This is a genomic window from Cupriavidus taiwanensis, assembly GCF_900250075.1.
In the GTDB taxonomy this organism is placed as follows: Bacteria; Pseudomonadota; Gammaproteobacteria; order Burkholderiales; family Burkholderiaceae; genus Cupriavidus; species Cupriavidus taiwanensis_C.
Genome location: NZ_LT977070.1, coordinates 1249361 through 1263525 on the forward strand (window position 1 = coordinate 1249361; position 14165 = coordinate 1263525).

General features: G+C 69.1%; 13 protein-coding genes. 6 read left to right on the forward strand and 7 right to left on the reverse strand.

What is annotated here, in order from left to right; translation table 11 throughout:
- Positions 1–53 precede the first annotated feature (53 nt).
- Positions 54–2333 (forward strand): xanthine dehydrogenase family protein molybdopterin-binding subunit, encoded by a 2280-nt coding sequence (locus CBM2588_RS05775; protein WP_115679753.1) that lies wholly within the window; start codon positions 54–56, stop codon positions 2331–2333.
- 71 nt (positions 2334–2404) lie between these two features.
- On the opposite strand, the gene CBM2588_RS05780 is transcribed toward CBM2588_RS05775, so the two are convergent.
- On the reverse strand, positions 2405–2881 hold the full coding sequence (locus CBM2588_RS05780; RefSeq protein ID WP_018007004.1) for a MarR family winged helix-turn-helix transcriptional regulator: 477 nt from the start codon (positions 2879–2881) through the stop codon (positions 2405–2407).
- 205 nt (positions 2882–3086) lie between these two features.
- Between CBM2588_RS05780 and CBM2588_RS05785 the strand changes: the two genes are divergently transcribed.
- The 4 genes from CBM2588_RS05785 to CBM2588_RS05800 are packed head-to-tail and all read left to right on the forward strand — an operon-like array spanning position 3087 to position 6291.
- On the forward strand, positions 3087–3974 hold the full coding sequence (locus tag CBM2588_RS05785; protein WP_115681414.1) for a DMT family transporter: 888 nt from the start codon (positions 3087–3089) through the stop codon (positions 3972–3974).
- A 57-nt stretch (positions 3975–4031) separates the two neighbouring features.
- Positions 4032–4820, forward strand: coding sequence for an SDR family oxidoreductase (locus tag CBM2588_RS05790; protein ID WP_115679754.1), 789 nt, complete (start codon positions 4032–4034; stop codon positions 4818–4820).
- Between the two features lie 41 nt (positions 4821–4861).
- On the forward strand, positions 4862–5263 hold the full coding sequence (locus CBM2588_RS05795) for a methylglyoxal synthase (protein ID WP_172581773.1): 402 nt from the start codon (positions 4862–4864) through the stop codon (positions 5261–5263).
- A 50-nt stretch (positions 5264–5313) separates the two neighbouring features.
- A complete protein-coding gene (locus CBM2588_RS05800) occupies positions 5314–6291 on the forward strand; it encodes a quinone oxidoreductase family protein (RefSeq protein WP_115679755.1) in 978 nt (325 codons plus the stop codon).
- A 69-nt stretch (positions 6292–6360) separates the two neighbouring features.
- On the opposite strand, the gene CBM2588_RS05805 is transcribed toward CBM2588_RS05800, so the two are convergent.
- The 6 genes from CBM2588_RS05805 to CBM2588_RS05830 all read right to left on the reverse strand — a co-directional run bounded on the left by CBM2588_RS05805 (position 6361) and on the right by CBM2588_RS05830 (position 12773).
- The gene (locus CBM2588_RS05805) at positions 6361–6654 is read right to left on the reverse strand and encodes a YkvA family protein (RefSeq protein WP_012352181.1); all 294 of its coding nucleotides are present in this window, start codon (positions 6652–6654) and stop codon (positions 6361–6363) included.
- Positions 6655–6754: 100 nt separating this feature from the next.
- Positions 6755–7900, reverse strand: a complete 1146-nt coding sequence (locus CBM2588_RS05810) for a BMP family ABC transporter substrate-binding protein (protein WP_115679756.1) — start codon at positions 7898–7900, stop codon at positions 6755–6757.
- A gap of 54 nt (positions 7901–7954) precedes the next feature.
- Positions 7955–8875 (reverse strand): ABC transporter permease, encoded by a 921-nt coding sequence (locus tag CBM2588_RS05815; RefSeq protein ID WP_115679757.1) that lies wholly within the window; start codon positions 8873–8875, stop codon positions 7955–7957.
- 18 nt (positions 8876–8893) lie between these two features.
- Positions 8894–10003, reverse strand: coding sequence for an ABC transporter permease (locus tag CBM2588_RS05820; protein ID WP_115679758.1), 1110 nt, complete (start codon positions 10001–10003; stop codon positions 8894–8896).
- Complete coding sequence (locus tag CBM2588_RS05825; RefSeq protein WP_115679759.1) at positions 9996–11558, reverse strand: ABC transporter ATP-binding protein; 1563 nt, start codon at positions 11556–11558, stop codon at positions 9996–9998. The genes CBM2588_RS05820 and CBM2588_RS05825 overlap by 8 nt, the downstream gene beginning before the upstream one ends.
- Positions 11559–11855: 297 nt before the next feature.
- Positions 11856–12773, reverse strand: a complete 918-nt coding sequence (locus CBM2588_RS05830; protein WP_115679760.1) for a pirin family protein — start codon at positions 12771–12773, stop codon at positions 11856–11858.
- Between the two features lie 669 nt (positions 12774–13442).
- Between CBM2588_RS05830 and CBM2588_RS05835 the strand changes: the two genes are divergently transcribed.
- Entirely contained in the window at positions 13443–14159 is a 717-nt protein-coding gene (locus CBM2588_RS05835) for an ABC transporter permease (RefSeq protein ID WP_115679761.1), read from the forward strand.
- Positions 14160–14165: the final 6 nt, after the last annotated feature.

Sequence of the window (14165 nt, forward strand, 5' to 3'; positions counted from 1 at the left end):
GTTGACATGCGCGGGGGCCCCGCGCGGCGGCCGATGATGAAGAGAGTAGAACGATGACGGCAACCCAGCTGCAACCCCCGGCGCAGGCCGACGCCGCCACGCCGCGCGCACTGCGCCTGGCGCTGCTGCAGGCCACCGGCGTGCTGCTGGTGACGCGCGCCCCGCAGCCGGCCGCGCGCCCGGCACCTGGCCAGCCCGGCGCGGCGTCGGACTATGTGCCGGCGCTGCCGGACCTGTTTATCGCCGTGCGCGACAGCGGCGAGGTGCTCGCCTTCAACGGCCACGTCGACCTGGGCACCGGCATCCGCACCGCGCTGGCCCAGATCGTCGCCGAAGAACTCGACGTGCCGCTCGCGCAAGTGCGCATGGTGCTGGGCCATACCGAGGCCACGCCCAACCAGGGCCCGACCATCGCCAGCGCCTCGATCCAGATCTCGGCGCTGCCGCTGCGCCGCGCGGCGGCACAGGCGCGCGCGTGGCTGCAGGCGCGCGCGGCGCTGCAGCTCGGCGTCGATGCCTCCACGCTGGAAGCGGAGAACGGCGTATTCCGCGTGCGCGGCACGCAGGCCAGCATCGGTTACGCCGCGCTGGTCGCCGGCGAGCACGTGGAGCTGCCGCTGGCCGACGACGTGCCGGTCAAGCCGGTCGAGTCCTACCGCATCGTCGGCCGCGCGGCGGCGCGCGTCGATATCCCCGACAAGGCGCGCGGGGCGCTGACCTTCGTCCACGACGTGCGCGTGCCCGGCATGCTGCACGGCCGCGTGGTGCGCCCGCCGTATGCGGGGCGCGACAGCGGTGCCTTCGTCGGCAACAGCCTGCTCGCCATCGACCGCGATTCGGTGCGCGACGTGCCTGGCCTGGTCGAGGTGGTGGTGCAGGGCGATTTCGTCGGCGTGGTGGCCGAGCGCGAGGAATATGCGGTGCAGGCCGCGCGCCGGCTGTGCGTGCGCTGGAAGCCGGTGCCGCCGTTGCCCGCGCTGAACGATCCGGAGCCGGCGCTGCGCGCCAACCCCGCCACGCGGCGCGAGCTGCTGACAGAGGGCGAGCTGCCCGCCGGCGGCGCCGGCACGGTACTGCAGCGGCGCTACGTGTGGCCGTACCAGATGCACGGCTCCATCGGCCCGTCCTGCGCCGTGGCCGACTGGCACGAAGAGGGCCTGACGGTGTGGTCCGGCACGCAGAACCCGCACATGCTGCGCATCGACCTGTCCCGGCTGAGCGGTCTGGGCGAGGACCGCATCGAGATCGTGCGCATGGAAGCCGCCGGCTGCTACGGGCGCAATTGCGCCGACGACGTCTGCGCCGACGCGGCGCTGCTGTCGCGCGCCGTGGGGCGGCCGGTGCGCGTGCAGCTGTCGCGCGAGCAGGAGCACCTGTGGGAGCCCAAGGGCGCGGCGCAACTGATGGATGTCAGCGCCACGCTTGGCGCCGATGGCGCGCTGCTCGGCTATGACTTCACCAGCCGCTATCCGTCCAACGACGCGCCCACGCTGGCGCTGGTGCTGACCGGCGCCGTGTCCAATGCCCCGCGCACGCTGGAGATGGGCGACCGCACCGCGGTGCCGCCCTACGCGTATGCCGCGCGCCGCATCGGCTGCGACGACACGCCGGCAATCGTGCGCGCGTCGTGGCTGCGCGGCGTGTCGGCGCTGCCCAATGCGTTCGCGCACGAGTGCGTGATCGACGAGCTGGCGATGGAGGCTGGCGCCGATCCGGTGGAATTCCGCTTGCGCCACCTGCCGGATGAACGCGCCGCGGATTTGCTGCGGGCCGTCGCCGATGCGGCCGGCTGGCAGCGCGGCGCAGCCGGAGCGCGCGGCGTGCCGGATGCCGACGGACGGCTGCGCGGCCGGGGCGTGGCCTATGCGCGCTATATCCACAGCCGTTTTCCCGGCTTCGGCGCGGCCTGGGCCGCGTGGGTGGTGGACCTGTCCGTGGACGCGGGCACCGGCCACATCGCCATCGACAAGGTGGTGGTGGGGCAGGACACCGGCATGGTCGTCAATCCCGACGGCGTGCGCCACCAGGTCCACGGCAATGTGGTGCAGACCCTCAGCCGCGTGCTGAAGGAGCAGGTCCGCTTCGATGCCGACGGCGTCGCCAGCCGCGAGTGGGGCAGCTATCCGCTGCTGACCTTCCCGGAAATCCCGCCGATCGAGGTGTTGCTGATGCCGCGCCAGTCAGAGCCGCCGCTGGGCGCGGGCGAATCCGCCTCGCTGCCGGGCGCGCCGGCGATCGCCAACGCGCTGTTCGATGCGCTGGGGGTGCGCCTGCGCCGGCCGCCATTCGTGCCGGAGACAGTGCTGGCGGCGATGGCCGCAACCAAAGGCTGATTGTGTGCTCCCTCTCCCGCTTGCGGGAGCGGGGAGAAAGCCGCGCGCGTCAGTGAGCCTGCAGCGCCGCGCTAGCCGCCATTCCCCTCGTCGATCTCGCTCATCTTGCGCAGCAGGTAAGTCACGGCCACGCGCTCGGCCGGATTCAGGCTGCCGAAGGTCTGCTCCGAAATCTCCTTCGCGAACGGCACGGTCTCGTCGATCAGCGCCAGCCCGGCGGGCGTGACCGTCACCACCACCTTGCGCCGGTCGTTGGGATCATGCGAGACCGCGATCAGCTTGCGCGACTTGAGCCGGTCGATGATGCCGCGCACCGTGGCCTGGTCGATCGCGGTCGCGCGCACCACCTCGTTCATCGAACACGGCTGCCGGTCGCGCACCGCGCACAGCACCACGAACTGCGCCGCGGTCAGCTGCGAATCGGGGATGGTCTGCTGGAAGATCGCCACATGGCGCTGGTAGGCGCGCCGCAGCAGATGGCCCACCTGCTCGGTGAAGTCATAGTCGGCGGCGGGCTTGCCGGAAGGCGTGTCGGCGGGCTGGGGCACGAAGCAGGCGCGGTGGCTGAAGGTGACCCCGAGTATACCGAGGAAGGGCCCGGAACAGGGCAGCCGCCGGCCGGGGCGGCGTCCGATGCCCTCGCGGCTTTTCGAATACAATCGTCGGGTCGTTTCGCGGGGCCGCCGTGCCGGCCCGCTTTCCCCCGTATCCCTCGTGCCCGCCTCCCAGAAGTCTCTCGCCGTGCCCGCCGCGCTGCCCTCGCCGCAGCGCTCGGGTCTTGTCATCGCCGCCGTGGGCGCGGTGCTGTTCTCGGCCAAGGCCATCGTCGCCAAGCTGATGTACCGCTACAACGTCGATGCGGTGATGGTGATCACGCTGCGCATGCTGTTCGCGGTGCCGCTGTTCATGGCCATCGGCTGGTGGCAGTCGCGCCGGCTGGCGCCGCTGTCGTGGGCGGACCGGGGCCGGGTGGTGTTCCTCGGCTTTATCGGCTACTACCTGTCCAGCTTCCTTGACTTCATCGGCCTGCAGTACATCACTGCCGGGCTGGAGCGGCTGATCCTGTTCCTGACGCCGTCGTTCGTGCTGCTGGTCACCGCGCTGGTATTCCGGCGGCCCATCGGCACGCGCCAGTGGATGTCGCTGCTGCTGGCCTATGCCGGCATCGTGCTGGTGTTCGCGCATGACCTCGATGTCAGCGGCAGCCAGGTGTGGCTGGGCGGCGCGCTGGTGCTGGGCAGCGCCATCACCTATGGTATCTACCTGATCCTGAGCGGCGAGCTGGTGCGGCGCATCGGCTCGCTGCGGCTGGTGGCTTATGCCATGTGCGTGTCGACCGCCTGCTGCGTGATCCAGTACCTGGTGCTGGGCCGGCCCGTGGCGGAGCTGGCGCAGCCGGCGCCGGTGATGTGGCTGTCGCTCGTCAACGCGGTGTTCTGCACCGTGCTGCCGGTGTCGCTGACCATGGTGGCGGTGTCTCGCATCGGCGCACCGATGGCATCGCAGGCCGGCATGATCGGGCCGGTGTCGACGCTGTTGCTGGCCTTCTGGCTGCTCGGCGAGCCCGTCAGCGGCGTGCAGCTGGCCGGCAGCGCACTTGTGATGGGCGGCATGTACTTGCTGTCGGCAAGGAAAAACTGATTCTGGCGGACCCGCCCGGCGCGGGTTCGTCGCAGACAACAAACTAGGGAGAATCACATGGATCTGGGACTGCGCGGCAAGCATGCGCTGGTATGCGGCGCCAGCAAGGGCCTGGGCTTTGCCTGCGCCGATGCGCTGGCGGCCGAGGGCGTCGACGTGGTGATCGTGGCGCGCGGCGCCGAGGCGCTGGAAAAGGCCGCGGCCGACCTGCGCGCGCGCCATGGCCGCCGCGTGATCGCGGTGGCGACCGACATCACCACGCCCGAGGGCCGCAAGGCGGCGCTGGATGCCGCCGCCAAGCTCGGCGACCTCGACATCCTGGTCAACAACGCCGGCGGCCCGCCGCCGGGCAATTTCCGCGACTGGGAGCGCAGCGACTGGCTGGCCGCGCTGGACGCCAACATGCTGACCCCGATCGAGCTGATCAAGGCCACCGTCGACGGCATGATCGCGCGCAAGTGGGGCCGCATCATCAATATCACCAGCGGCGCGGTCAAGGCGCCGATCGATGTGCTGGGCCTGTCCAACGGCGCGCGCTCCGGCCTGACCGGCTTCGTTGCCGGCGTCGCGCGCGAAGTGGCGCAGCACGGCGTCACCATCAACAACCTGCTGCCCGGTCCGTTCAATACCGACCGGCTGTTCAAGACCATGGAAGGCGGCGCGAAGAAGGCCGGCCTCAGCGTCGAGGAAGTGGCGCAGCGCCGCGCCGCGGCCAACCCGTCGCGCCGCTTCGGCGACCCGGCCGAGTTCGGCGCCACCTGCGCCTTCCTGTGCAGCCGCCATGCCGGCTACATCACCGGCCAGAACATCCTGCTCGACGGCGGCGCCTTCCCTGGCACGTTCTGATCCGCAGTGTCCTGACTTACCCGTACCCCGCAAAGGAAGCCCTGATGACCCGGCCTCGTATCGCGCTGATCGCCCATGACCACAAGAAGGACGACATCGTCGCCTTCGCCGCACGCCATCGCGACTTCCTGTCGCAGTGCGAACTGCTTGCCACCGGCACCACCGGCGGGCGCCTGATCGACGAAGTCGGGCTGGACGTCACGCGCATGCTGTCGGGCCCGTGGGGCGGCGACCTGCAGATTGGCGCGCAGCTGGCCGAAGGCCGCGTCAGCGCGGTGGTGTTCCTGCGCGACCCGATGACGCCGCAGCCGCACGAACCCGATATCAACGCGCTGGTGCGCGCCTGCGACGTGCACAACGTGCCGTGCGCGACCAACGTGGCCAGCGCCGAGCTGCTGCTGGCAGGGCTTGCGCGCGAGAACGGCGCGGCGCAGGCCGGCTGAAGTACTCCGCATTCCCGATCGATGCCTCACCAAGACAAGGAGCGACGCAGATGAGCAAAGCCATCCGGATCGAGCAGACCGGCGGTCCCGAAGTCATGCAGTGGGTCGATGTACAGGTGGGCGACCCCGGCCCCGGCGAAGTGCGCGTGCGCCACGAGGCGGTGGGCCTGAACTACATCGATGTGTATTTCCGCACCGGGCTGTACAAGCAGCCGCTGCCGGGGGGGCTGGGCATGGAAGGCGCCGGCGTGGTCGAGGCGGTGGGCGAGGGCGTGCGCCACGTGGCCGTGGGCGACCGCGTGGCCTATGCCGGCCGTCCTACCGGTGCCTATGCGCAGGTGCGGGTGATGCCGGCCGACATCGTGGTGCGGCTGCCCGATGCGATCCCGTTCGATACCGCCGCGGCGATGATGCTGCAGGGGCTGACGGCACAGTACCTGATCCGCGACAGCTACAAGGTGCAGCCGGGCGACACCGTGCTGCTGCACGCGGCCGCGGGCGGCGTGGGCCTGATCGCGTGCCAGTGGCTGAAGGCGCTCGGCGTGACCGTGATCGGCACCGTCGGCAGCGACGAAAAGGCCGAGCTGGCGCGCGCCAACGGCTGCACCCACACCATCGTCTATACGCGCGAGTCGTTCGTCGAGCGGGTCCGGGAGATCACCAACGGCAAGGGCGTGCCGGCGGTCTATGACTCGATCGGCGCCGATACCTTCCGCGGCTCGCTCGACTGCCTGGCGCCGCGCGGCACCATGGTGAGCTTCGGCAACGCCTCGGGTCCGGTGCCGCCGTTCGACCTGTCGGTGCTGGGCAACAAGGGCTCGCTGCGGCTGACGCGGCCGACGCTGATGACCTACGTGGTGCACCGCGAACTGCTCGAGCCGATGGTGGCGGACCTGTTCGATGCCGTCACCACCGGCAAGGTGAAGGTCGACATCCGCCAGCGCTACGCGCTGTCTGAAGTGGCGCAGGCGCACCGCGACCTGGAATCGCGCAAGACCACCGGCTCGACCATCCTGCTGCCGCACTGAAAGCGGTTCTGCGCGGGCAAGAAAAAATCCCCGGGGCACTCGGTGTCCCGGGGATTTTTTTTGGTGGCGTCAGTGCGGCCGCACCGTGGTCGCAGTCGCGCGCGCCTGCGCCTGGCGCAGGATATGCGGCGGCAGGCGCTTGAGGATCAGGTGGACTGCGAGCGGGATCAGCACCACGTCGTCGATGATGCCGAGGCCCGCGACCACGTCAGGTACCAGGTCGATCGGCGAAATCGCATACAGCAACAGGCCGAGCGCAGCCGGCTTCAGCCATGCCGGGGCATCCGGGTGGCGCAGCGCATACCAGAACAGGCGCCCGTCGCGGCGAACCAGCGTCCACAGGGCCGAAAAACGCTTCAACATGAGAGGCCTCCTTCACATGGCGGGCGCCAGACCCTGGCGCATACGCAGAGAGGTTGGGCCGGTCTCGCGGGCTTCAAGTTCCGGAGGTGCGGGAAGGTGCTCAACCCGGAATTTTCCCTTCCACCCCCTCGACATAGAACTTCACGCCGTGCAGGAATTTGTCGTCCGCGACCTGGTCCTTGGCCAGCTGTTCCTTGCCGGTGTTGTCCTTGATCGGGCCCTTCCAGATCGGCGCGGTGCCGTCGATGATGCCCTTCTTGCGCTCGTCGACGAGCGCCTTGACGTCGGCCGGCACGTCGGCGTTGTAGCTCTTCAGGTCGATCATGCCTTCCTTCAGGCCCCACCACGTGGTGCTGTTCTTCCACTGGTTGTTGAGCACGTCCTCGACCACCTTGTTGTAGTAGACGCCCCACGAGATCACCGACGCGGCCAGGTGGGCCTTGTCGCCGAACTTGGTCATGTCGCTGTCCCAGCCGAAGGCATGGACGCCCTTCTCCTGCGCGGTCTGCACCACGGCGGCGGAGTCGGTGTTCTGCATCAGCATGTCGACGCCCTGGCCGATCAGCGTGGTCGCGGCTTCGCGTTCCTTGCCCGGATCGAACCACTTGTTGACCCACACCACCTTGACCGTGGCGTTCGGGTTGACGCTGCGCGCGCCCAGCGTGAACGAGTCGATATTGCGGATCACTTCGGGGATGGGCACCGAGGCCACCACGCCCATCTTGCCGGTCTTGCTCATCTTGCCGGCGACCACGCCCGCGAGGTAGGCGCCTTCATAGGTGCGCACGTCGTACTGGGCCAGGTTGTCGGCGGTCTTGAAGCCGGTGGCATGCTCGAACTTCACGTCCGGGAATTCCTTCGCCACCTTGAGCATCGACTCCATGTAGCCGAAGGTGGTGCCGAAGATCAGCTTGTTGCCCTGGCTGGCCAGGTCGCGGAACACGCGCTCGGCGTCGGCGGCGGATTCCGGCACGTTCTCGACGAAGGTGGTCTTGACCTTGCTGCCGAACTTTTCTTCCACGGCCTTGCGGCCGTTGTCATGCGCGAAGGTCCAGCCGGCATCGCCGACCGGGCCGATATAGACGAACGCAACCTTGAGCGGCTCGGCTGCCTGCCCGGCAGCGGGCGCGGAAGCGGCGCCGGCGGGCTCGGCGGGCTTGTCGGCTTCTTTCTTGCCGCAGCCGGCCAGGGCCAGCACGGCGGTGGCGGCCAGCGCCGCCAGGGTCTTCCTGCGCGTGACGATCATGATTTCTCCTTGTGTGAATGGTTGTAGCTCGGGGGATTTCCGTCAGAAAAACGATCAGGCGTTGCCGGGGCGGAACGGCTTGCCCAGCGACGCCGGCATGTTCAGGCGTATCCACGCGGGATTGCGCGAAATCAGCGCCAGCACCACGATGGTGGCGGCGTACGGCAGCATCGACAGGAACTGCGGTGGCGCTGCTACGCCGATCCCCTGCAGGTAGAACTGCAGGATGGTCACGGCGCCGAACAGCCACGCACCCACCAGCACGCGGCCCGGGCGCCAGGTGGCAAAGGTGGTCAGCGCCAGCGCGATCCAGCCGCGGCCCGCCACCAGGTTCTCGACCCACATCGGGGTATAGACCAGCGACAGGTAGGCGCCCGCCAGCCCGCAGCAGGCGCCGCCGAACAGCAGCGCGCCGAAGCGGATGGTGCGCACCGGGTAGCCCAGCGCATGCGCCGACTCCGGCGATTCGCCGATCGCGCGCAGCGTCAGCCCGGCGCGCGTGCGGAACAGGAACCACATGATGGCGAAGCACAGCAGCAGGCTGAAATACACCATCCAGTGATGCTGGAACAAGGCCGGCCCGACAAAGGGCAGCTCGGCAAGGCCCGGCACGGCCTTGGCCTGCGCCGGCATGGCGTAGCCGACGAAGCGCTGGCCCATGAAGGCCGACAGGCCGGTGCCGAAGATCGACAGCGCCAGCCCGGTGGCGACCTGGTTGGTGGCCAGCACCAGCGCCAGCCACGAGAACAGGGTGGCCATCAGCATGCCGGCCAGCGCGCCGGCGGCAAAGCCGAGCATGGGCGACTGGGTCTGGTAGCCGACCATGAAGCCGGCCACCGCGGCCACCAGCATCATGCCTTCGGCGCCCAGGTTGAGCACGCCCGAGCGTTCGTTGATCAGCAGGCCCAGCGCGGCCAGCAGCAGCGGCGTGCCGGCGTTGATGGCGGTGGCGATGAGGGGGGCGAGTTGTTCCATGGTCTTGGTGTGCTCCGCTCAGGCCGTGTTGGCGCGCCAGCGCAGGCGGTTGTCGATCAGCGTGTCGCACGCCAGCAGGAAGAACAGCAGCATGCCCTGGAACACCCAGCCGATCGCCGATGGCAGGCCCAGCCGGGACTGCGCCATCTCGCCGCCGATATAGAACAGCGACATCATGATGCCGCCGAACACGGTGCCGACCGGATGCAGCCGCCCGATAAAGGCGACGATGATGGCGGTAAAGCCGTAGCCCGGCGAGATCGACGGCAGCAGTTGTCCGATCGGACCGACCACCTCGAACGCGCCCGCCAGGCCGGCGGTGGCGCCCGAGATCAGCAGCGCGCTCCACAGCGCGCTGCGCGCCGAGAAGCCCGCATAGCGCGCCGCCGCCGGCGCGGTCCCGCCGACCTGCAGCCGGTAGCCGGCGAAACTGCGGAACACGAACACGGTCATCACCGCCACCAGCACCAGCATCACGACAAAGCCGGCGTGCAGCCGTGAACCCGACATCAGGTTGGGCAGCAGGTACTCGGACGAGAACACCTTTGATTGCGGGAAGTTCATGCCGTTGGGGTCCTTCAGCGGCCCGTTGACCACCCACAGCAGCAACTGCTGCGCGATATAGGTCAGCATCAGCGATACCAGGATCTCGTTGGCGTTGAAGCGGTCCTTGAGCAGCGCGGTGAGCGAGGCCCACGCCATGCCGCCGGCGATGCCGGCGAGCGACGCCAGCACCAGCACCACGGTGCCGTTCATGGTCTGCCCCGGCACATCGAAATAGAGCACCGCCGCGCCGGCGCAGATGCCGCCGGCAACCAGCTGGCCGTCGGCGCCGATATTCCACACGTTGGCGCGGTAGCACACCGACAGGCCGAGCGCGCACAGCACCAGCGGCACGGTCTTGAGCAGCACCTCGCCAATCGCGCGCTGGTCGCGCAGCGGATCGGCCAGGAACACCTTGAGCGCCGCCACCGGATCCTTGCCGAGCGCCAGGAACAGCAGCGCCCCGAACAGCAGCGTCAGCGCCAGCGCCAGCACCGGCGAGGCATAGGCCATCGCGCGCGAGGGCACGCCGCGCGGCGCCAGCATGAGAGGGGAACGGGGCAGCAGGGTGCGCACATCAGCCATGGCTTGCCACCTCCCCTCCGGCATGGGCCTGGGCCGGTCCGCCTGGCCACAAGCCGCTCATCCACAGCCCGACCTGCTCGCGCGTGGCGGTCTCGGTCGCCACCGAGGGCGACAGCCGGCCCTTGGCGATCACATGCAGCCGGTCGCAGATCGCGAACAGCTCGTCGAGCTCTTCCGATACCACCAGGATGGCGCAGCCGGTGGCCTTCAGCGCCAGGATCTCGTTGTGGATCTGCGCCGCGGCGCCCACGTCCACGCCCCAGGTGGGTTGCGCCACGATCAGTACCCTCGGGCCGCTTTCGATCTCGCGGCCGACAATGAATTTCTGCAGGTTGCCGCCCGACAGGCTGCGCGCCAGCGCCTGCGGACCGCTGGCCTTGACGCGGAAGCGGTTGATCACCGCCGACGCCAGCCCGCTGGCGGCGCCGGGCGAGATCATGCCTTGCCGGACATAGGGCGGGGTCTGGTGCGACAACAGGATGTTGGTGGCCAGGCTCATGCCTGGCACCGCGCCGCGGCCCAGGCGCTCTTCCGGCACGAAGGCCAGCCCGGCGCGGCGGCGCTGGCGCGCATCGAGGCGGCCCGCCGCCTTGCCATCGATCTGCACCGAGGTGGCATCGGCGCGCGTGTCTTCGCCGGACAGCGCGGCCAGCAGCTCCTGCTGGCCGTTGCCCGACACCCCGGCGATGCCGACGATCTCGCCCGCGTGGACGTCAAGCGCAACCTGGCTCAGCTCGGTCGCGAACGCATGCGCGCGCGGCAGCGACAGGCCCCGCACGCTCAGGCGCACCGGGCCGCGCTGCGCGGCCACGCGCGTCTCGCGCGGCGGTTCGCCGCCGATCATCAGGCGCGACAGCGACGCCGCGGTCTCCTGGCGCGGATCGCAGACGCCGGTGACCTTGCCCATGCGCATCACGGTGGCGTGATGGCACAGCGCACGGATCTCGTCGAGTTTGTGGCTGATATAGAGGATGCTGGTGCCTTCGGCGGCCAGCTGGCGCAGCGTGACGAACAGCGTTTCCACGGCCTGGGGCGTCAGCACCGAGGTGGGCTCGTCCAGGATCAGCAGTTGCGGGCTGGCCAGCAGCGCCCGCACGATCTCGACGCGCTGGCGCTCGCCCACCGACAGCGTGTGCACATGGCGGTTCGGCTCCAGCGGCAGGCCGTAGCGCTCGGCGGTGGCGCGGATGCGCTCGGCCAGCTGCTTCATGTTGCCTTGCTGCGCGGCCGGCAGGCCCAGCGCAATGTTCTCCGCCACGGTCAGCGTGTCGAACAGCGAGAAATGCTGGAACACCATGGCGATGCCCAGGTTGCGGGCGTCGTGCGGGCTGCCGATGCTGACCGGCGCCCCGTTGAAGTGCATCTCGCCGGCATCCGGACGGACCGCGCCGAAAATGATCTTCATCAGGGTGGACTTGCCGGCGCCGTTTTCGCCGAGCACGGCATGGATCTCGCCGGGGGCAACGCTGAGGCTGACGTCGTCGTTGGCGACGACGCCCGGGTAGCGCTTGCTGATATGGGCCAGCGCCAGCCGGGGAGGGAGTTGTGGTGTCACTGAGGCGGCTCGGGTTGTTGTTGTGGCAGCAACGGCGAATGCGTCAAAGCGCGGCAGTGCGTGGCGCAGCATCGCCGCGACGCATTGCAGCATTCATCATGGGTTCGTGATGCCGGATATTGGTGAAGAATTATATAAGTGTGCGCGGGCTGGAAGGCCTGAATCGGGCTCGTGTCCAGTCTGTGCAACGGTTGGCGGGTGGTTGCAAATCGCATGCCGGCGCAAGCACAAAAAAACCGCCGCCTCCTTGCCGGAGGCGGCGGTCTTGTAACGCCCGCGAGCAGATCGGGCGACGGGTTACGCGCTCGTCGCCGTCGCAAACCTTCCATCCCGGAAATCCGCCAGGGTCTGGTAGATCTGCTCCTGCGTGTTCATCACGAACGGGCCGTACTGCGCGATCGGCTCGTTCAGCGGCCGGCCGGCGATCAGCAGAAAGCGTGCGTCGGTCTCGGCCCTGACGATGACGCCATCAGCCTGGCCGGCGTTGTCCAGCACGCCCATGCGCTGCGCCTCGACCACGGCGCGGTCGTCGCCCGCGCCGACCGAGACTTCGCCCCGGTACACGTAGATAAAGGCGTTATGCCCGGCCGGCAGGGCCTGCGCAAAGTCCTGTCCAGCCGGCAGCTCGACGTCCAGGTAGACCGGCTCGGTCACCGGCCGCGTGATCGCGCCGGCCACGCCATGGCTGGCGCCGGCCAGCACGCGCACCGTGGCGCCATGCTCCAGCGCCACCGTCGGGATCTCGGCAGCGGGCAGGTCGCGGTACCACGGCGCCGTCATCTTGTCGGCGGCCGGCAGGTTCAGCCACAGCTGGAAGCCTTCCATGCGGCCGTCTTCCTGCTCGGGCATTTCCGAGTGGACCACGCCGGCGCCGGCCACCATCCATTGCGCACCGCCGTTCTGCAGCAGGCCCTCGTTGCCGGCGCTGTCGCGATGGCGCATGCGCCCGGCCAGCATGTAGGTGATGGTCTCGAAGCCGCGGTGCGGATGATCGGGGAAGCCGCCGATGTAGTCGTCCTTGCTGTCGGTGCCGAAGGCATCGAGCATCAGGAACGGATCGAGCCGGCGCTGCAGGTTCTGCGTCAGCACGCGGGTCAGCTTGACGCCGGCGCCGTCCGAGGTGGCGATGCCGCGCACCACGCGGTCGACGGTGCGCGAGCGCGTCACGCTTTCGGCGGCGGCGGCGGGAATGGTGGCGAGGGTACGGGTGTCCATGTCTTGCTCCTGTGGGGCGGTCCGCGGCCGCGATGGCGGCGGTCCGTCGTTTCAGCTACCCCGTCAATTTAGTGGTTTGGCGGGGAAAGAGTAGAGGGCGCACGGGCAACAGATTGTTCTGCCGGCGCATCAAATCGATCAAGGTGCTGTATTGATTTCGGAACGATAGGAGCGCGGCGGGTGCGGTGTCCGGACCTCCGCCAACAGCAGCCGTGAAGGCCGAAGATCGGTGCCAGATGGCCCCGGGAAACGGCAAAGATGACAAGATCGATGAAGATCGCTATAATAGCGCTCTCTTTGTCATCCGTTGATGCGAGAAGCAAGGTGGGAGAAGACCCGCCAGCCCTTGCCAGTCAACGGCCGATGGACCGGCGGCGCGTCGGAAAACTTCAATACTTGCGCTGCCACTGGCCAACCGCTCGCGCTGTGCCTGCACCGCCGGTTGCGCCGCTTCAGGGACTGCCGTCCAACGGCATCCCGTCAATCGCGATTCCCCGCCCCTGGCGGACGAATCCACAGACCGTCCGCCGGCAATCGTGCCGGTCATGGCGGCAATGCAATCTGAACCGGGACTGGTGGCGCCCCATCTCCGCACGCACCAGCCCATATTGTTTTCCGTCGCCGGAAAGTGGCGTGCTGCGCGCTTTTCGACCCGGAGAAGGGGAGAGTATGTCAAAGCAATCGGCACGGGCGCTGGCCTGGGCGGGACTGACGCTTGCCGCGCTGGCCGCCCTGGTGGCGTGGATCGGCGTCGACGTGATCCGCCAGTACCAGGAGCGCCTGCTCTACGACGTTGCCGACCACCTGCGCCTGGTGGTGCTGTCGATGGCGCTGGCGCTGGCCACCGGCATCCCGGCCGGCATCGCGCTGAGCCGGCCGTGCATGCGCCGCTGGGCCGACCGGCTGATGCAGGTCTTCAACGTCGGCAATACGGTGCCGTCGCTGGCGGTGCTGGCGCTGGCACTGGCCGTGCTCGGCATCGGCGAGCGGCCTGCCGTGCTGGCGCTGTGGCTGGCCTCGCTGCTGCCGATCGTGCGCAACACCTACGAGGGCCTGCGCAATGTCTCGCCCACGCTGCTGGAGGCGGCGCGCGGCATCGGCATGACCCCGGCCCAGCGCCTGGTGCGCGTGGAACTGCCCAACGCGCTGCCGGTGATGCTGGCCGGCATCCGCATCGCGCTGGTGATCAACGTCGGCACCGTGCCGCTGTCGTTTCTGATCGGCGCCAACAGCCTGGGCGAGCTGATCTTCCCGGGCATCTACCTGAACAACCAGCCGCTGCTGCTGCTGGGCGCCGCCGCCACGGCGCTGCTGGCGCTGGCGCTCGATGCGCTGTTCGCCGCCGCCGGCCAGCTGTACCTGCGCCGCCGCGGCCTGGCGCGCTGAACTGGG

Bases quoted from the DNA above. Each gene is read 5' to 3' on its own strand.
- CBM2588_RS05775 (WP_115679753.1), top strand. From the start codon at position 54: ATGACGGCAACCCAGCTGCAACCCCCGGCGCAGGCCGACGCCGCCACG.
- CBM2588_RS05790 (WP_115679754.1), top strand. From the start codon at position 4,032: ATGGATCTGGGACTGCGCGGCAAGCATGCGCTGGTATGCGGCGCCAGC.
- CBM2588_RS05800 (WP_115679755.1), top strand. From the start codon at position 5,314: ATGAGCAAAGCCATCCGGATCGAGCAGACCGGCGGTCCCGAAGTCATG.
- CBM2588_RS05805 (WP_012352181.1), bottom strand. From the start codon at position 6,654: ATGTTGAAGCGTTTTTCGGCCCTGTGGACGCTGGTTCGCCGCGACGGG.
- CBM2588_RS05810 (WP_115679756.1), bottom strand. From the start codon at position 7,900: ATGATCGTCACGCGCAGGAAGACCCTGGCGGCGCTGGCCGCCACCGCC.
- CBM2588_RS05815 (WP_115679757.1), bottom strand. From the start codon at position 8,875: ATGGAACAACTCGCCCCCCTCATCGCCACCGCCATCAACGCCGGCACG.
- CBM2588_RS05820 (WP_115679758.1), bottom strand. From the start codon at position 10,003: ATGGCTGATGTGCGCACCCTGCTGCCCCGTTCCCCTCTCATGCTGGCG.
- CBM2588_RS05830 (WP_115679760.1), bottom strand. From the start codon at position 12,773: ATGGACACCCGTACCCTCGCCACCATTCCCGCCGCCGCCGCCGAAAGC.
- CBM2588_RS05835 (WP_115679761.1), top strand. From the start codon at position 13,443: ATGTCAAAGCAATCGGCACGGGCGCTGGCCTGGGCGGGACTGACGCTT.